At 71.2% G+C, this 16,966-nt stretch carries 19 protein-coding genes and 1 pseudogene; 14 read left to right on the forward strand and 6 right to left on the reverse strand.

Going from position 1 to position 16,966, the window contains the following annotated elements; translation table 11 throughout:
* Positions 1 to 5: 5 nt before the first annotated feature.
* Positions 6 to 1,124 carry a GAF domain-containing sensor histidine kinase gene (locus M3Q35_RS34700; RefSeq protein ID WP_273936748.1) on the forward strand — a complete coding sequence of 373 codons (1,119 nt, stop codon included), beginning with the start codon at positions 6 to 8 and terminating at the stop codon, positions 1,122 to 1,124.
* Here M3Q35_RS34700 and M3Q35_RS34705 read toward each other — a convergent pair.
* Positions 1,121 to 1,753, reverse strand: a complete 633-nt coding sequence (locus M3Q35_RS34705; protein ID WP_273936750.1) for a response regulator — start codon at positions 1,751 to 1,753, stop codon at positions 1,121 to 1,123. The two genes, M3Q35_RS34700 and M3Q35_RS34705, sit on opposite strands and share 4 nt — an antisense overlap.
* A gap of 158 nt (positions 1,754 to 1,911) precedes the next feature.
* Between M3Q35_RS34705 and M3Q35_RS34710 the strand changes: the two are divergent.
* Positions 1,912 to 2,163, forward strand: a pseudogene (locus M3Q35_RS34710) (GNAT family N-acetyltransferase); the annotation flags it as partial.
* Between the two features lie 212 nt (positions 2,164 to 2,375).
* Here the strand turns inward: M3Q35_RS34710 and M3Q35_RS34715 are convergent.
* Positions 2,376 to 2,972 (reverse strand): macro domain-containing protein, encoded by a 597-nt coding sequence (locus M3Q35_RS34715; RefSeq protein ID WP_273936751.1) that lies wholly within the window; start codon positions 2,970 to 2,972, stop codon positions 2,376 to 2,378.
* Positions 2,973 to 3,084: 112 nt separating this feature from the next.
* Here M3Q35_RS34715 and pheA point away from each other — a divergent pair, with 112 nt between their 5' ends.
* Positions 3,085 to 4,005, forward strand: a complete 921-nt coding sequence (pheA, locus tag M3Q35_RS34720; RefSeq protein ID WP_273936752.1) for a prephenate dehydratase — start codon at positions 3,085 to 3,087, stop codon at positions 4,003 to 4,005.
* 5 nt (positions 4,006 to 4,010) lie between these two features.
* Complete coding sequence (locus M3Q35_RS34725) at positions 4,011 to 4,628, forward strand: histidine phosphatase family protein (protein WP_273944578.1); 618 nt, start codon at positions 4,011 to 4,013, stop codon at positions 4,626 to 4,628.
* Between the two features lie 3 nt (positions 4,629 to 4,631).
* Here M3Q35_RS34725 and M3Q35_RS34730 read toward each other — a convergent pair whose 3' ends face one another.
* Positions 4,632 to 6,113 carry an amidase gene (locus M3Q35_RS34730; protein ID WP_273936753.1) on the reverse strand — a complete coding sequence of 494 codons (1,482 nt, stop codon included), beginning with the start codon at positions 6,111 to 6,113 and terminating at the stop codon, positions 4,632 to 4,634.
* Positions 6,114 to 6,192: 79 nt separating this feature from the next.
* Here M3Q35_RS34730 and M3Q35_RS34735 point away from each other — a divergent pair, with 79 nt between their 5' ends.
* Positions 6,193 to 6,732, forward strand: coding sequence for a TetR/AcrR family transcriptional regulator (locus M3Q35_RS34735; protein WP_273936754.1), 540 nt, complete (start codon positions 6,193 to 6,195; stop codon positions 6,730 to 6,732).
* 1 nt (position 6,733) lies between these two features.
* Here M3Q35_RS34735 and M3Q35_RS34740 read toward each other — a convergent pair whose 3' ends face one another.
* On the reverse strand, positions 6,734 to 7,084 hold the full coding sequence (locus M3Q35_RS34740) for a metallopeptidase family protein (RefSeq protein ID WP_273936755.1): 351 nt from the start codon (positions 7,082 to 7,084) through the stop codon (positions 6,734 to 6,736).
* Positions 7,084 to 8,040: a septum formation family protein gene (locus M3Q35_RS34745; RefSeq protein ID WP_273936756.1), complete on the reverse strand. Its 957-nt coding sequence runs from the start codon at positions 8,038 to 8,040 to the stop codon at positions 7,084 to 7,086. Before M3Q35_RS34745 ends, M3Q35_RS34740 begins: the two co-directional genes overlap by 1 nt.
* A gap of 67 nt (positions 8,041 to 8,107) precedes the next feature.
* Between M3Q35_RS34745 and M3Q35_RS34750 the strand changes: the two genes are divergently transcribed.
* From M3Q35_RS34750 to serS, 4 genes are read left to right on the forward strand one after another with little or no spacing between them, the layout of a single operon-like run.
* A complete protein-coding gene (locus tag M3Q35_RS34750; RefSeq protein ID WP_273936757.1) occupies positions 8,108 to 8,743 on the forward strand; it encodes a hypothetical protein in 636 nt (211 codons plus the stop codon).
* A 3-nt stretch (positions 8,744 to 8,746) separates the two neighbouring features.
* The gene (locus M3Q35_RS34755; RefSeq protein WP_273936758.1) at positions 8,747 to 9,913 is read left to right on the forward strand and encodes a glutathionylspermidine synthase family protein; all 1,167 of its coding nucleotides are present in this window, start codon (positions 8,747 to 8,749) and stop codon (positions 9,911 to 9,913) included.
* A 13-nt stretch (positions 9,914 to 9,926) separates the two neighbouring features.
* Complete coding sequence (locus tag M3Q35_RS34760) at positions 9,927 to 10,352, forward strand: DUF350 domain-containing protein (protein WP_273936759.1); 426 nt, start codon at positions 9,927 to 9,929, stop codon at positions 10,350 to 10,352.
* 49 nt (positions 10,353 to 10,401) lie between these two features.
* Positions 10,402 to 11,661, forward strand: a complete 1,260-nt coding sequence (serS, locus tag M3Q35_RS34765; protein ID WP_273936760.1) for a serine--tRNA ligase — start codon at positions 10,402 to 10,404, stop codon at positions 11,659 to 11,661.
* Positions 11,662 to 11,849: 188 nt separating this feature from the next.
* Here serS and M3Q35_RS34770 read toward each other — a convergent pair whose 3' ends face one another.
* Positions 11,850 to 12,734 (reverse strand): LLM class flavin-dependent oxidoreductase, encoded by an 885-nt coding sequence (locus M3Q35_RS34770; protein WP_273936761.1) that lies wholly within the window; start codon positions 12,732 to 12,734, stop codon positions 11,850 to 11,852.
* Positions 12,735 to 12,788: 54 nt separating this feature from the next.
* Here M3Q35_RS34770 and M3Q35_RS34775 point away from each other — a divergent pair, with 54 nt between their 5' ends.
* From M3Q35_RS34775 to M3Q35_RS34795, 5 genes are all read left to right on the forward strand, one after another.
* Positions 12,789 to 13,601 (forward strand): HAD family hydrolase, encoded by an 813-nt coding sequence (locus M3Q35_RS34775; RefSeq protein ID WP_273936762.1) that lies wholly within the window; start codon positions 12,789 to 12,791, stop codon positions 13,599 to 13,601.
* A gap of 20 nt (positions 13,602 to 13,621) precedes the next feature.
* Complete coding sequence (lhgO, locus tag M3Q35_RS34780; RefSeq protein WP_273936763.1) at positions 13,622 to 14,818, forward strand: L-2-hydroxyglutarate oxidase; 1,197 nt, start codon at positions 13,622 to 13,624, stop codon at positions 14,816 to 14,818.
* A 10-nt stretch (positions 14,819 to 14,828) separates the two neighbouring features.
* A complete protein-coding gene (locus tag M3Q35_RS34785; protein ID WP_273936764.1) occupies positions 14,829 to 15,749 on the forward strand; it encodes an NAD-dependent epimerase/dehydratase family protein in 921 nt (306 codons plus the stop codon).
* Between the two features lie 69 nt (positions 15,750 to 15,818).
* Positions 15,819 to 16,577 (forward strand): glycosyltransferase family 2 protein, encoded by a 759-nt coding sequence (locus M3Q35_RS34790; RefSeq protein WP_273944579.1) that lies wholly within the window; start codon positions 15,819 to 15,821, stop codon positions 16,575 to 16,577.
* Positions 16,574 to 16,954 carry a DUF2304 domain-containing protein gene (locus tag M3Q35_RS34795; RefSeq protein ID WP_273936765.1) on the forward strand — a complete coding sequence of 127 codons (381 nt, stop codon included), beginning with the start codon at positions 16,574 to 16,576 and terminating at the stop codon, positions 16,952 to 16,954. Before M3Q35_RS34790 ends, M3Q35_RS34795 begins: the two co-directional genes overlap by 4 nt.
* The last annotated feature ends 12 nt before the right edge of the window (positions 16,955 to 16,966 follow it).

A 16,966-nucleotide genomic window follows, 5' to 3' on the forward strand; every position in this document is an offset into this window, starting at 1 on the left:
GAATCATGGATCCCGCACTCGCCAGCCGCACCCTCCAGGTCGCCACCGAGATCACCAACGCCGCACTGTCCGGGGAAGACCCCGATGCCGTGCTGCCACTGGTGGTTCGGGGTGCGGCCGACCTTGCCGGTGCCCATTTGTGCCTGGTCGGTGTGCGCGGGGAGGACGACAAGCTGACGGTGGAAGCCGCTTACGGCGGCGTGGACCCGGTCGGCACGGTGCTGTCGTCCCGGTCGGTGGCCGCGCGGGTGGCCCGCGGCGGCGAGCCGGTGATGGTCGACGACTTCACCTCCGACCCGAGCACGGCCCCGTTCGTGCCGCCGATCCTGCGTCTGTACGGGCCGTTCGCGGTGGTGCCGTTCGGCACGGCCGAGCGGCGTCTCGGGGCGCTGGCGGTGTACCGGCGGCGCGGGCACGAGCCCTTCGGGCCGGCCACTGTCGACGTGCTGAACTCCTTCGCGGCCCAGGCCGGGCTTGCCCTGGTGCTGGCCGAGGGGGCGACGGCCCGCGAACGCGTCGCCGTCTACCAGGAGCGCGAGCGCATCGCCCGCGACCTGCACGACGTGATCATCCAACGGCTGTACGGCGCCGGCGTGCAGCTGGACCTGATGAGCCGGCAGCTGGGCAACAAGCTCTCGCCGACCGAGGGCAAACGCCTGGCCGACGCCGTGGACCAGCTCGACCAGACCATCGCTGAGGTCAGGGCCACGGTCCGCTCACTGCGCAACACCGACCCGCGCTACCCGTCGCCGGCGCTGTTGGAGACGGCCCGGGCCGAGGTCGCGACGGCCGGCGAGCTGCTCGGCTTCGCGCCGACCTTCGAGATCCACGGCGACTTCGCCGACGTGCCCCCGGTCGTCGCCGACCACACCCGTGCGGCGCTCCGGGAGGCCTTGTCCAACGTGGTCCGTCACTCCGGGGCCAGCGCCGTCGAGGTCTCGTTGTGCCGTGACGACAAGGGCCTGAAGCTCAAGGTCGTGGACAACGGCTGCGGCATCCCGCCCGGCGTCGCCCGTCGCGGCTTGCTGCACCTCGAAGAACGGGCCGAAGCGGCCGGCGGCACCTGCGTCGTGGAATCCAGTGCCCGCACCGGAACCTCGGTGCGCTGGGAGGTTCCCCTCTAGGGCCGGGACCGCTTCGCCACCCAGGCGGCAGCCTGGGTGCGGCGCTCCATGCCCAGCTTGGCCAGCACGGCCGTGACGTAGTTCTTGACGGTCTTCTCGGCCAGGAATAGCCGTTCGGCGATCTGGCGGTTGGTCAGGCCGTCGCCGATCAGCGTGAGGACCTTGCGCTCCTGCTCGGTCAGCCCGGCCAGGTCGTCGGTCGGCTCGGGGCGGCGCATGCGTTCCAACACATGCGCGGTCGTCACGGGATCGAGCAGCGAACGGCCGGCCGCGACCTCACGGACGGCCTGCACGAGATCCTGGCCGCGGACCTGCTTGAGCAGATAGCCCGACGCCCCGGCCAGGATGGCGTTGACGAGCGCCTCCTCGTCGTCGAAGGCGGTCAGCACCAGGCAGCGCGGGCCGCCCGGCAGCGCGCGCAGATCCCGGCACAGGGTCACGCCGTCGCCGTCGGGCAGGCGCATGTCGACGACCGCGACGTCCGGACGACGGGCCTGGGCCAGCACGATGGCCTCGCCGACACCGCCGGCTTCGGCCACCACCTCGATGTCGGCCTCGCTGTCGAGCAGGTCCCGCAGGCCCCGCCGGACGATCTCGTGGTCGTCGACGAGCAACACGCTGACCGTCACCCACACAAGGTAGCCCGCGGGCCGATTCCGTGTGCCACCGTTGACGGGTGGCCGACAACACGCTGCGGATCAAGCCCGTCGTGAACACGGACCGGCCGGCGCTGGGCCGGTTCATCGCCAGCCGCTGGGGAGCGGCCACCGCCGTCGCGCACGGCACCGTGTTCCGGCCGGCCGAGCTGCCGGGCCTGGTCGCGGTCCGGGACGGCCGGCTGGCCGGTCTGCTGACCTATGACGTCAGCGGCGACACGCTGGAGATCGTCACGGTCGACGCGGTGACGCCCAACGGCGGTGTCGGATCGGCCCTGATCACGGCGGTGTCCGACGAGGCCCGGCGGCGGGACGTGCGGCGGCTGATCGTCACCACCACCAACGACAACCTGGACGCGCTGCGCTTCTACCAGCGCCGGGACTTCCGGCTGATCGCCGTGCGGCCGGGCGCGGCCGACGAGGCCCGCCGGCTCAAGCCACAGATCCCCGAGATCGGCCGCTACGACATCCCGCTGCACGACGAGCTGGAACTGCTACGCGAACTCACCCCGCGAGTCCCGCCTAGCGTCACACCGAACTGTATGAATCCGTTTCGGGATTTCGGTGTGACGCTGAGCGGGACTCGCGGGGGTGGTCAGCTGCTGGTGGTGAGCTCGCTGAAGACCTCGTCCCACGCCGCCGCCACCTGGCGGGCGCAGGTCTCCGGCTCGACTTCGCCGACGCCGGTGCCCAGGCCCGGCATGGCGATCGTGCGGACCGCGTCGCGCACCGGGACACCGGTCTCGAGGCGGGCGTGCAGCCACAGCCGGAACACCGCGCGGGCGGCCAGGTAGGGGTGCACGGTGTCGGCCGGCAGCTGCTCGCCGGCCTCACGCATCGTGGGCGCGCTGATCATCCATTCGGGCGCAACCTCACCCGTTGGCACGATGATGGCTTCACCCACGGGGAGCTCGCCGCCGTGATAGGCCAGCACGCCGCTGCGCACGTTCTGCTCCACCTCCGGGAAGGCCCGCGAGTAGAGCGCGTCGATGCCGGCGCGCATCCAGCCGAACGAGTTGGCCGGGCTGACCACGGCCTGGGCCTCGATGTCCAGCACGGAACCGGGGTGCACGCGGATGCCGGGGCGGTGGTCGGCGACGGTCTGCCAGGCTCGCGCCAGCGGCGCCTCGACGGCGCAGAGCACGAGTTCGAGCGGCGGAGTGGCCAGGTGGCCCTCCGGTTCGGCGGTCACAGCCCAAGCATTGCAGGCGACCGACACGCCGCGTAACTGGGGAGGCCACCGTCCGAGTGGGTGATATATGCCTCAACGCCGACGGCTCGAAGCCGCGTCGTAGGGTGGCGTGGTGGCACGCATCGGCTATTTCGGACCGCAGGGCACCTTCACCGAGCAGGCCGTGCGCCAGCTGGCCGATCCGGAGACGGACGAGTTCGTCCCGTACCCCACGACCCCCGCGGTGGTGGCCGCCGTGCGCGCCGGCGAGGTCGACCGGGGCTGCGTCCCGGTGGAGAACTCGGTCGAGGGCGCGGTGCCGGCGACCATGGACGCGCTGGCGCTGGGCGACCCGGTGGTGGCCGTGGCCGAGTACGTGCTCCCGGTGCACTTCACGCTGTTGGCCCGGGAAGGCACCAGCCTGGATGACATCAGGACCGTGGCCAGCCACCCGCACGGGCTGGCCCAGGTCCGGGACTGGCTGGAGACCAACCTGCCCAAGGCCACCGCGATCGCCACCAGCTCGACCTCGGCCGCCGCGGCCGAGGTGCTGGCCGGGCAGTTCGACGCGGCGGTCAGCGCGCCGGTCGCGGTGTTGCACTACCCGCTGAACGAGCTGGTCAAGGGCCTCGGCGACGTCAAGGACGCCAAGACGCGGTTCCTGCTGGTGGCCAAGCCCGGCGCCCTGCCGGCGCCCACCGGCACCGACCGCACTTCGCTGGTCGCGGTGACCCCGAACGAGGTCGGCGCGCTGTCCAACGTGCTGCACGAGCTGGCCCTGCGGGAGATCAACCTGACCCGGTTGGAGGCCCGCCCGACCAAGGAGCTGTTCGGCACCTACCGGTTCTATCTGGACGTCGAGGGGCACATCGCCGAACAGCGCATCGGCGACGCGCTGGCCGCGCTGCACCGGCGCTGCATCGAGGTGCGGTTCCTCGGCTCGTACCCGCGGACCGACAACGAGCCGACCGCGGTCAAGAGCCCCACCACCGACGCCGACTTCGACGCCGCGGCCGAGTGGCTGGCCGCCATTCGGCGCGGGGAAAGCGCGTGAGCGACTTGCGGTTGGTGCTCGTACGCCACGGCCAGACCCCGTCCAACGTCATCGGCTCGCTCGACTCCCGGCCGCCCGGCCCGCCGCTGACCGACCTCGGCCGTGAGCAGGCCGCCGCGGTGGCCGAGTCGCTCGCCGGCCAGCCGGTGGTCGCCGTGTACGCCAGCGTCGCCGTACGGGCCCAGGAGACCGCCGCGCCCATCGCCGCCGCCCACCAGCTCGACGTGCAGGTGGTCGACGGCATTCACGAGGCGTTCGTCGGCGACCTGGAGTGCCGCAACGACCCGGAGTCCATCCGGGCCTTCTTCGACGTCTTCCACCGCTGGACCCGGTCGCTGGACCTGGACGTCCCGATGCCCGGCGGCGAATCGGCCCAGCAGGTCCTCGACCGTTTCCTGCCGATGGTCGCCGACATCCGGGCCCGGCATGAGGACGGCGTCGTCGTGCTGGTCAGCCACGGCGCCGCCATCCGCATCACCTCGTTCGCGCTGTCCCCGAACGTCGACGCCGAACTGGCCGACCAACATCTGCTGCACAACGGCGCCCGAGTGGTCCTGGAGGCCGATTCCGCCTCGCCGACGGGTTGGCGCTGCCTGGAATGGGCCGACGTCCCGGTCGGCTGACGCTCACAGCGGCGGCTCCTGATCGGCCCACGGCTGGGCGGCTTCCAGCTGCCCGGCCAGTGCCAGCAGCGTCGGCTCGCTGCCGAGGCCGCCGACGAATTGAACGCCGAGCGGGAGGCCTTGCGCGGTGCGGTAGAGCGGTACCGACATGGCCGGCCGACCGGTGAGGTTGGCCAGCTGGGTGTACGGCACCGGGCCCAGGTTGGCGATGATCTGGTCGGCCCAGATCTTCGTCCTGGTCAGCCGCCCGGCCAGGTTCAGCCGCAGCAGGATCTCGCCGAGCACCCGCACGGCCAGCGGCGTGGCGAGTTCGCCGACGCGCACCGGCGGACGGGCCAGCGTCGGAGTGAGCAGCAGGTCGTAGCGCTCGTGGAACGCTGCCAGCGCCCGGGAATGGGCGTTCCACCGGTCATGCGCCATCACGTACTCCGGCGCCCGCTGCGCCCATCCGCCGGCCGCGAGCAGCCGGGTGTCGACCTCGAAGTCCTTGGTCCGGGCACCGGTTTCGCGCCGGATCTCGGCAATGGTCGCCGCGGCATTCGCGTACCAGGCGGACAGGAAGTCGCGCGAGAGCTGCTCGCCGTCCACACCCGACTCCGCCGGTTCGACGTCGTGACCGAGGTCAGCGAGCAGCTTCGCGGCCTGCTCGACCGCCACTACGGCGTCCGCATGGACCGGACCGCCGATCGGCGAGCGGCTGGTGAAGCCGATCCGGAGCTTGCCTGGCTCACGACGGGCCAGTTCGGCGAACGACGTGTCCGGCAGCGCCGGCAGATACGGGCCGCCGAGATCGGGGCTAGCGGTCAGGACGTCCAGCATCGCGGCGGTGTCCCGGACCGTGCGCGACAGGACGCCGTCGGTTGCGGCGCCGAGGAAGTTCTCCGCCTGGCCCGGACCGCTCGACACCAGGCCGCGTCCGGGCTTGAGCCCGAAGAGTCCGCAGCAGGCGGCGGGAATCCGGATGGAGCCGCCGCCGTCACTGGCCCCGGCGACGGGCACGATGCCGGCGGCGACCGCGGCGGCGGAGCCCCCGGAGGAACCGCCGGGCGTGTGGTCGAGGTGCCACGGGTTGCGGGTCGGCCCGGTGGCCGCCGACTCGGTCACGGCCTTGGTGCCGAACTCCGGCGTCGCCGTCTTGCCGAAGATCACCAGGCCGGCGTCGAGCCAGCGCTGGACGACGATGCTGTTGGCGGCGGCGCGATGCCCACGCAGGGACCGCGAGCCGGAGCCGGTCGGCAGGCCCTGGAAGTCCTGCCCAAGGTCCTTGATCAGGAACGGCACGCCGGCCAGTGGACCGGACAGCGGCGCGGCCGCACGCTGCCGGGCGATGTCGTGCATCGGGTGCACGATCGCGTTCAGCCTCGGGTTGACCTTGTCGGCCCGTTCGATCGCGGTGTCGAGCAGCTCGGCCGCGCTGACCTCGCCCTTCGCCACCAGCTCGGCCAGACCGACCGCGTCGAACTTCCGGTACTCCTCGTAGTCCACCGGCGCCGCCTAAACTAGAGGTTATAGTTTGTGTGCACGGTAGGTCACTGCCGGCCCGGCCACAAGGGAGCGATTTCCGGTGCCACGACCGAAGAATCCGCTGCTCAGCCGGGACGCCATCGTGCGCGCGGCGCTGCGGATCGTGGACGAGCACGGCCCGGACGCCTTGTCCACCAACCGGATCGCCGCCGAGCTGGGGGTCAAGGGGCCTTCGCTGTACAACCACGTCGCCGGCCGGAGCGAGATCATCGACGGCCTGCGCGAGTTGCTGCTGGCCGAGTTCGACATCGGCGCGACCGGGCTGCGCCCATGGACCGTCGCGCTGGACCGGCTGGCCCGTTCCTACCGGGCCACGCTGGCCGCCCATCCGAACGTGGTCCCGCTGATCACCACCCAGCCCATCCGCTCGCCGCTGGTGCTCGGCGCCTACGAGCAGGTCTTCGACGTGCTGCGGGAAGCGGGCTGGCCCGAGGACGAGCTGTTCCCGACGGTGCGTGCGGTCGAGTACCTCGCGACCGGCTCGGTGCTGGACCACTCCGTCGGCGCGCCGGACGCGGAGCGGGTGTTCGAGCTCGGCCTGACCGCGCTCATCGCCGGCCTCGAAGCCCGGCGCGGGTGAATCAGCCCCAGCCCAGCTCGTGCAGGGTGTCGTCGTCGATGCCGAAATGGTGCGCGATCTCGTGCACCACGGTCACGGCAACTTCGTCGACGACGTCCTCCTCCGTCTCGCAGACGTCCAGGATCGCCTGCCGGTAGATGAAGATCTGGTCCGGAAGGGCGAAGCCGTAGTGGCTGGTCCGCTCGGTCAGCGCGATGCCGTGATAGAGGCCGAGCAGCGACGGCTCATCGGCGTTGCGGTCCTCGACCAGGATGACCACGTTGTCCATCGCCTCGGCCAGCCGCGGCGGGACGAGGTCGAGCGCATCGCCGACCAGCTCGTCGAAGCGCCGGTCGGTCATGGTGAACGCCATCAGCCGCCGGCCGGGGGCGAGCTGGTCGAGGTGCTGGTGGCGGCCGCGCCACCGCCGACACCCTTGACCGAGTTGGTGATGGTCTGTAGCCCGCTGCCGTCATCGAGCTTCTGGCCGACCTTGCAGTTGACCTTCGTCGAGCCCAGGTTCCAGCTGTCCTGCTTGATGTTGTCCCAGGTCAGGCCGAGCTTGTTCTTGGTGAGGTCGTAGTTGCCGGTGTAGTCGTTGGCCGCCTGCACGCAGCGCGCGGACAGCGCCGTCTGCTGCTTGTCCTCGGCCGGGTAGCCGTCCGGGAACTGGGACTTCAGGTCGACGATGCCGACGATCTCGTACGCGTGCTCCTTGGTGCAGGGCACGGGGTCGCTGACCGCCTTGTCCTTGATGCCCAGGCAGGTGCCGACCGGGTAGATCGGCGACTGGTCGGCCGTCTTGGCCGAGCCGGTGGTCGGCTGCAACGCCCCGGCCGGGCCGGCGGCCTCCAAGCCGCAGCGGATGGTGCGCGCGCCGCCGGACCACTGCTGGTTGGTCGGGTTGAGCGCGTTGGCGCTGTACTTGCCGCTCGGGTCGAGCTTGCCGTTCATGTACTTGGACACCACCGGCCCGCAGTTGTCCTTTGCGATCTTCTGCCACAGCGTGCCGTCCGGGAACGGTGCGCCGGCCGGGTACTTGCCGGTCAGGTCGAGCGTGCCGGCGATCTCGAACAGGTGATTGGCCGAGCAGTCCACCTTCTTGATGTCGGGGCTGCCGTTGGGCCAGGTCAGGCAGCTCCCGTCGGGCGCGTCGAAGGCCACGTTGGGATCGTCGGCCGCGGTCGCGGACAGGCCGCCCGTGATCGGCCACGAGAACAGCGTGCTCGACGTCAGCACGACCAGGGCGCCGACCACGGCGCCCAGCATCAGCAGCCGGGTCTGGCCGGTCCGCCGTTTCGGATGAAACCACTCAGCGAGTTCAGACATCACAACCATGATGCCCGTGCGGACCAGCCGGCCGGGAGTAGGTACCGTGCACATCAGGAGGGCGACCATGGCGGACGATGACGGGCCCGACGCGGCTGAGCAGCCGAAACCGGGCCGAATGAGGTTCCAGGACGCCTCGACCACGCCGCGTGAGCCCACGCTCGCGGAGCGCAGGGCCCGCCAGCGGGCGGCCGAGGAGGAGCGCGAGCGCCTCGAGCAGGAGGAGGCCGACGCGGCCGCCCTCGCGCGCAAGAAGAAGATCCGCAAACGGGTGATGATCGGCGGCGGCGTCACGGTCGGCCTGGTCGGCATCATCGCCGCCGGCTACGCGCTGTCCAGCCCGTCGCAGGAGGTCACGGCCCGCTGCACCGACGACAGCGGCGTGGTCGTCAACGACGACTACTGCAACACCAACTCGTCCTACTTCGCCGGCAACGGCGGCTACTACAACCCGGGCGGGTTCTTCATCTTTCCCGGTGGGCGGCAGTACCACTACTACTACGGCGGCAGCGGCGGCATCGGCCAGCGGGCCGTCGGCGGCACCACCACCGCGCCCAGCGGCAACACCACGGTCAAGACCTCCAGCGGCTCGACCATCTCGCGCGGCGGGTTCGGCGTGAAGAGCGGCAGCAGCGGGGGCAGCAGCGGCGGCGACAGCGGGTCGTCCAGCCACGGGAGCTCGGGCAAGAGCGGGGGCAGCTGAGCAGTGCGGCGGGAGACCTCTCGGCCACGGCCGAACTGGCAGTCGCTCGTCCAGGAGCAGGGCCTGGTGTTCGGCTCGCCGTCGGCCGGGGCCAACGGCGCGCAGCGCCCCTACTGGGACGAGTCGGCGCACTACGTCTTCGAGATGGACGAGATCCTGTCCCTCGAAGCCGATGTCGAGCTGCTGCACTCCATGTGCCTGGCGGCCGTGGACAACGTGGTGACGACCGAGCGGTACCGGGAGTTCGCGCTGCCGGAGTGGATCTGGCCGGCCGTCGCCGAGTCGTGGAAACGCCGCGACCCGCACGTCTACGGGCGCTTCGACCTGCGCTACGACGCGACCGGCCCGGCCAAGCTGCTGGAGTACAACGCCGACACGCCGACCTCGCTGGTCGAGGCGTCGATCATCCAGTGGAACTGGAAGACCGACCTGTTCCCGGACGACGACCAGTGGAACTCGATCCACGAGAAGCTGGTCGAGCGGTGGGGCGCGGTCAAGGACCTGCTGCCCTCCAACGAGCTGCACTTCACCTGGTCCGAGGGCGACACCTCGGGCGAGGACCACGTGACCGTGTCCTACCTCCAGGAGACCGCGGCCGCGGCCGGGCTGGACACCATCGGGCTGGCCATCGAGGACATCGGCTGGGACCGGCTGCTCAAGCGGTTCGTCGACCTCGAAGAGGCGCCGATGAACACCGTGGTGAAGCTCTACCCGTGGGAGTGGGTGGCCGAGGAGGAGTTCGGCCGCTTCGCCGTGGAGTCGCTGCCCGGCACGCTGTGGATCGAGCCGCTGTGGAAGATGCTGCTGTCCAACAAGGCGCTGCTGGCCGTGCTGTGGGAGATGTACCCCGGCCACCCCAATCTGCTGCCGGCCTACCTGAACGAGCCGGGCATGCTCACCGAGTACGTGCGCAAGCCGCTGTTGGGCCGCGAAGGGGCCAACGTGCAGATCGTGGCCCCGGGCTACGAGACCCAGACCGGCGGCGTCTACGGCCGTGAGGGCTACGTCTACCAGCTGTTCGACCCGCTGCCCGAGTTCGGCGGCTACCGGCCGGTGCTGGGCGCGTGGATCGTCGACGAGTCGGCCGCCGGCATGGGGATCCGGGAAAGTGTCGGACTTGTGACCGACGACGGGGCCGCTTTCGTGCCGCACCGCATCGTCGAGTCGTGAATACTGCCTGGCCATGACGATTGCTTCCCTCGGCTACGGCATCGGGGCCATCGCGGCGTACGCGGTGATCGGCCTGGCGTTGATGCTCGCCGGCTTCTACGTCATCGACTGGACCACCCCGGGCAAGCTGTCGCAGCTGGTCCGGGACGGTCGGCCGAACGCGGCCGTTGTCACCGCGTCGGGCCTGTTCAGCATCGCCTTCATCATCGTGATCGCGATCTACAACTCGCCGGCCAAGCTGTCCGACGGGCTGATCACGGCGCTGGTCTTCGGCCTGGTCGGCATCATCGCCCAGGTGGTGGTGATGCGGGTCTTCGAGTTCGCCATGCGGCTGGACATCGGGGCCATGCTGGCGGCCGAGAAGTTCACCCCGGCCAGCGCGGTCGTCGCCGCGGCCAACGTGGCGCTCGGCCTCGTGGTGGCGGTCGCGGTCAGCTGAGGGGATATCCCCGCGACCCGGCGTTCGGCCCCCGGGTAGATTTCCCCGGGTGATTGACCTCAGGACACTGCGAGAGAACCCGGAAGCGGTCCGTGCGTCCCAGCGCGCACGGGGCGAGGACCCGTCGCTGGTGGACGCGTTGCTGTCCGCCGACGAGCGGCGCCGCTCCGCGGTGTCCCGGGCCGACTCGCTGCGGGGTGAGCAGAAGGCGCTCGGCAAGCAGGTCGGCAAGGCCCAGGGTGACGAGCGCGCGGCGCTGCTGGCCAAGGGCAAGGAGCTGGCGGCCGAGGTCAAGGCGGCCGAGGCCGAGCAGTCCGAGGCCGACGCCGCGCTGGCCGACGCGCAGAAGCGGATCCAGAACATCGTCGAGCCGGGCGTGCCCGAGGGCGGCGAGGACGACTACGTCGTGCTCAAGCACGTCGGCACGCCGCGGGAGTTCGACTTCACCCCGCGCGACCACGTCGAGCTGATGGAGTCGCTGGGCGCGCTGGACATGGAGCGCGGGGCCAAGGTCGCGGGCTCGCGCTTCTACTTCCTCACCGGCATCGGCGCGCAACTCCAGATCGGCCTGCTCAGCATGGCTGTGCAGCAGGCCGTCGCGGCCGGCTTCACGCCGATGATCACGCCGTCGCTGGTCCGCCCGGAGATCATGGAGGGCACCGGCTTCCTCGGCGCGCACGCCAGCGAGGTCTACCGGCTGCGCGACGACGACCTGTTCCTGGTCGGCACCTCCGAGGTGCCGCTGGCCGGCTACCACAGCGACGAGATCCTCGACCTGTCCAACGGCCCGAAGCGCTACGCCGGCTGGTCGTCGTGCTACCGGCGGGAGGCCGGCTCGTACGGCAAGGACACCCGCGGCATCATCCGGGTGCACCAGTTCGACAAGGTCGAGATGTTCTCCTACTGCCCGCCGGAGCTGGCCGCCGAGGAGCACCAGCGGCTGCTGGCCTGGGAAGAGGAGATGCTGGCCAAGGTCGAGCTGCCCTACCGGGTGATCGACACCGCCAGCGGCGACCTGGGCGCGTCGGCCGCCCGCAAGTACGACTGCGAGGCCTGGGTCCCGACCCAGCAGACCTACCGCGAGGTGACCTCCACCTCGAACTGCACCACCTTCCAGGCGCGGCGGCTGAACATCCGCTACCGGGACGCGGACGGCAAGCCGCAGACGGTGGCCACGCTCAACGGCACGCTGGCGACGACCCGGTGGATCGTCGCGATCATGGAGAACCACCAGCAGGCCGACGGCTCGGTGCGGGTGCCCGAGGCGTTGCGTCCGTACGTCGGCGGCGTCGAGGTGCTCAAGCCGTAGCCGACGGCGAAGACACCGATGGCCCGTACCTGGTCCCCGAGATCAGGTACGGGCCATCGGTGGTCATCCAGTCCTCTGCGTCACCTGTCGCCCCGAAACGACGTGGCACGGAGGTCCTCTGTCCCCTCGCCCCGGTCTGCACTGACTACGACGCGGCGAGGGCCGGGACAGTTCCAGGTGTCACCCGATCAGGTGACAAGTTTGGGCAGCACCTCGGCGGCGACGTCCTCCAGCACGGCCTCCGCGCCGGCGTAGACGCCGTCGTGGCGGGGCCAGGGCGCGACCACATCGGTGAAGCCCAGCTCGGCCGCCCGGCCGAGGGTGTCCTCGTACAGGCCGCGGCTGGACAGCACGAAGGTCGGGCAGGCATCGGCCTGGAGGTATCGATCCAGCTTGCCGAGACGGCGGTCGGTGGCGGCCAGTGCGTCGTCCATCCGCCCCGAGGCCTCGGCCACGCCCCGCCACCACTGGTCCACGTCGTCCCGCTTGTCGGTGCCGGTGGTGACCCAGCCGTTGCCGAAGCGGGCGGCCAGCCGCATGGTCCGCGGTCCGTTGGCCGCGACCACGAACGGCACCCGCGGCGACTGCACGCAGCCGGGCGCGGACCGCGCCTCCACCGCCTCGTACCACTCGCCGGCCCACGTGGTCCTCGGCGTGGTCAGCTGCCTGTCCAGCAGTTCGACGAACTCCTCGAACCGGCCGGCCCGCTGGCCCGCGGTCAGCGGCTGCTGGCCCAGCACCTCGCTGTCGTAGCCACCCAGCCCGCCCGCGCCGACGCCCAGCGTGAACCGGCCGTCGGACACGTCGTCCAGGGTGATCAGATCGCGGGCGAAGGACACCGGGTGCCGGAAGTTCGGCGAGGCGACCATCATGCCCAGCCGGATCCGGGAGGTGACCATGGCGGCCGCGGTGAGCGTGGGTACCGCGCCGAACCACGGCCCGTCCACCAGCGACCGCCAGCCCAGGTGGTCGTAGGTCCAGGCGTGGTCGAACCCGTACTCCTCGGCCGTCCGCCACTTCGGCTCGGCCACCCACCAGCGGTGTTCGGGGAGGATCACAATGCCAACGCGCACCCTTCGGACAGTAACGGGGCGCATCCGTGGCCGCAGGCAAGGCACGATGGTGGAGTGCAGAAGCCCCGACTTGTCGCCTCCGACGTGGACGGCACATTGCTCACTCCGGCCGAGGACGTGAGCCCCCGAACGGCCGCCGTGATCGCCCGCGTGCTGGCCGACGGGGTGCCGTTCGTGCTGGTCACCGGCCGTCCGCCGCGGTGGGTGCCGCGGGTCGCCGAGCTGGCCGGCGTTGCCGGCTACGCGGTGTGCGCGAACGGCGCGGTGCTCTATGACATCGGAGCCGATCGTGTGATCGACAAAACCGAATTGGAGCCGGTGGCGCTCCAGGAATATGCACGTGCATTGGCGAGGGCCATGCCCGGCTGCAAGCTGGCCACCGAACGCGTCGGCGCCTCGTCGATGGACGGGGCCGACGAGCAGTTCCTGGCCGAGCCCGGCTACACCCACCCCTGGCCCAACCCCGACTCGGCCGCCGCCCCGCTCGGCCAGGTGCTGGGCAAGGCGGCGATCAAGCTGCTGGCCCGGCACCCGAAGATGACCAGCGGGCAGATGGCCGAGGCGGCCGAGGCGGTGCTGGGCGACGAGGTCGCCGTCACGTACTCCAGCAGCGACGGCCTGATCGAGATCGCCGCCGCCGGTGTGACCAAGGCGACCGGACTGGCCGACGTGGCGCAGCGGCTCGGCGTCGAGGCGGCCGACGTGGTCGCCTTCGGCGACATGCCCAACGACGTGTCCATGCTGTCCTGGGCCGGGCACGGCGTGGCGATGGCCAACGCGCATCCGCAGGCCGTCGCGGCGGCCGACGAGGTGACCGGGCCCAACGGCGAGGACGGTGTGGCGCTCGTCCTGGAACGCTGGTTCTGAGCCGTCTAGGCTCCCCAGCCGTGCGCGAATCGGATGTGGTGGTCGTCGGCGGCGGCATCGTTGGTCTGGCGACCGCGCACGAGCTGGCGGTCAACCGGGGCCGGTCGGTGACCGTGCTGGAGAAGGAGACCACCTGGGCGGCCCACCAGACCGGGCACAACAGCGGCGTGATCCACGCCGGCCTGTACTACAAGCCGGGCAGCCTGAAGGCCCGGATGTGCGTGACCGGCAACGCCGCCATGGTGCGCTTCGCCCGTGAGCACGGCATTCCGCACGAGGTCGGCGGCAAGCTGGTCGTCGCGATCACGGCGGACGAGGTGCCCCGGCTCCAGGTGCTGGCCGACCGGGCCGCGGCCAACGGCGTGCCGGCCCGCATGATCGACGCGGCGGAGGCCCGCGAGTACGAGCCCGAGGTGGCCTGTGTGCGGGCGCTTCGGGTGGAGAGCACCGGCATCATCGACTACGGCCGGGTCTGCCAGGTGCTGGCCGACCGGCTCGTCGACCACGGTGCACAGCTGCGCGGCGGCAGCCCGGCGCTGGCCATCCGCAACTCCTCCACCGGCATCGAAGTGGCCACGCCGACCGGTGTGGTGCGGGGCAAGGTCCTGGTCAACTGCGCCGGCTTGCAGGCCGACCGGGTGGCCCGGCTGGCCGGCCGCCGTCCCGCGGCCCGGATCGTGCCGTTCCGCGGCGAGTACTACGAGCTCCGGCCCGAGGCCCGCGGCCTGGTGCGCGGTCTGGTCTACCCGGTGCCCGACCCGGCGCTGCCGTTCCTGGGCGTGCACCTCACGCGGGGCATCGACGGCAGCGTGCACGCCGGCCCCAACGCCGTGCTTGCGCTGCGTCGCGAGGGATACCGCTGGCGTGACGTCTCGGTGACCGACATCCTCGACACCGCAACGTTTCCCGGCACCTGGAAGCTGGCCCGCAAGTACGCCCGCACCGGCGTGGACGAGGTGCTGCGGTCGCTGTCACGGGCCCGGTTCGCGGCCAGCCTGGCCCGGCTGGCGCCCCGCATCCAGCCCGACGACATCGTGCGGGCCGGGGCCGGCGTCCGGGCCCAGGCGATGCTGCCCGACGGCTCGCTGGTCGACGACTTCCTGTTCGAGCTGGCCCCGCGGCAGGTGCACGTGCTCAACGCCCCGTCGCCGGCCGCGACGAGCTCGTTGCAGATCGGCGAGCACATCGCCGAGAAAGTGGTGGACCAGCTTCTCTAGGCTGCCGTCCATGCGCGTGATGGTCACCGGTGGCGCCGGCTTCATCGGCTCGAACCTCGTCGATCGGCTCGAACTCGACGGGCACGAGGTGGTGGTCGTCGACGACCTTCGTCGTGGCCGCAAGGAAAACCTGGCCAACGCGGCCGCCGAATTCATCGAACTGGACGTGACCGGTCCTCACGTGGACGACGTGGTGGCGTCGGCCGCGCCGGAGGTGATCTTCCACCTGGCCGCCCAGATCGACGTGCGGCTCAGCGTCTGCCGGCCGGTCGAGGACGCGCAGCAGAACGTGCTCGGCGCGCTCAACGTGGCCGAGGCGGCCCGCCGGCACGGCACCCGCAAGATCGTGTTCGCCTCCTCGGGCGGGGCCATCTACGGCGCGCCGGAGCGGCTGCCGGTGGCCGAGACCGCGCCCATCGAACCGCGTTCGCCCTACGCGGCGGCCAAGGTCAGCATCGAGGTGTACCTGAACACCTACCGGCGGTTACACGGACTCGACTGCACCCACCTCGCGCTGGCCAACGTGTACGGGCCGCGGCAGCACGCGGTCGGCGAGGCCGGTGTGGTCGCGGTGTTCGCCGAGCGGATGCTGGCCGGCCGGCCGACCAAGGTCTTCGGCGACGGCGGCAACACCCGGGACTACGTCTACGTCGACGACGTGGTGACCGCGTTCGCCACCGCGGCCGGGACGGTCGGCGGAGGACAGCGTTACAACATCGGTACCGGCATCCAGACCTCCGATCTGGAGCTGCACACCCTCGTGGCCAAGGCGGTCGGCGGGGCTGCCGAGCCCGAATTCGCGCCATCCCGGCTGGGCGACGTGCGGGCCTCCGCCCTGGACTCGGCGGCCGCCCGCCGGGATCTCGGCTGGCAGCCCACCGTGGACCTGGACGAGGGCGTGCGGCGCACCGTGCGGCACTTTCGCCGCTGACCAGCGGGTCGGGCCGGATCGGGACACTCCGGCACGGCCGCTACCCTTGCCACCGTGCCGAGTGAATCCATGGGTGGCCGTCGCGTGCTGATCGTCGTGCCCGCCTGGAACGAAGAGGAGGCTGTCGGCGAGACCGTGCGTGAGATCCGCGCGGCACTGCCCGGCACCGACATCCTCGTGGTCGACGACGGGTCGACCGACCTGACGGCCGCAGTGGCCCGGCAGGCCGGCGCCCTCGTGCTCGAGCTCCCCTACAACCTCGGCGTCGGCGGCGCGATGCGGGCGGGCTTCCGCTACGCCGTGCGCCACGACTACGACGCCGCCGTCCAGGTCGACGCCGACGGCCAGCACGACCCGACCGAGGTGCCCACCCTGGTGGCCGGCCTCGACCACGCCGACCTCGTGATCGGCGCGCGGTTCGCCGGCGAGGGCGCGTACCACGTCAAGGGCCCGCGCAAGTGGGCCATGGCGGTGCTGCGGATCGTGCTGTCCTGGGTGTCCGGGACCAAGCTGACCGACACCACCTCCGGCTTCAAGGCCAGCGGCCGGCGGATCCTGCCGCTGTTCGCCGAGTACTACCCCGTGGAGTACCTGGGCGACACCATCGAGGCCCTGGTCATCGCCTCCCGGGCCGGCTGCAAGATCGCCCAGGTGCCGGCGCACATGCGCGAGCGCCGGGCCGGCAACCCCAGCCACAGCCCGCTGAAGGCGGCGGTGTACCTGTTCCGCGCCGGTTTCGCGCTGCTGCTGGCCCTGATCCGGAAGTGGGACGTGTCCGTGCGGACCACGCAGCTCGCCTCCGTCGCACAGAAGGACGCAGTGGCATGATCGGCCTCCTGACCTCGTACGTCATCGGCATCATCGGCAGCCTCATCGTGCTGGGGCTGATCGTGGAGCTGCTGCGCCGCCGCCAGCTGTCCGAGAAGTACGCGGTGCTGTGGCTGGTCATCGGTGTGATCATCCTGGTGCTGACCTTCATCGGCCGGGGGAACCTCAGGGACCTCGCCAACGTGCTCGGCTTCACGCTGGCCTCCAACCTGCTGTTCTTCCTGGCCATCCTGTTCCTGCTCGGCGTGACCCTGCACCTGTCGTGGGAGGTGTCCCGGTCCGAGGACGAGAGCCGCAAGCTGGCCGAGGACCTGGCCATCCTGCGCCTCGAGGTGGAGCAGCTGCGCAACGAGGTCCACGGCAAGAAGGTGGACTGACCCCAGATCGAC

Origin of the sequence: Kutzneria chonburiensis, from assembly GCF_028622115.1 — a bacterium.
Taxonomy (GTDB): Bacteria; Actinomycetota; Actinomycetes; order Mycobacteriales; family Pseudonocardiaceae; genus Kutzneria; species Kutzneria chonburiensis.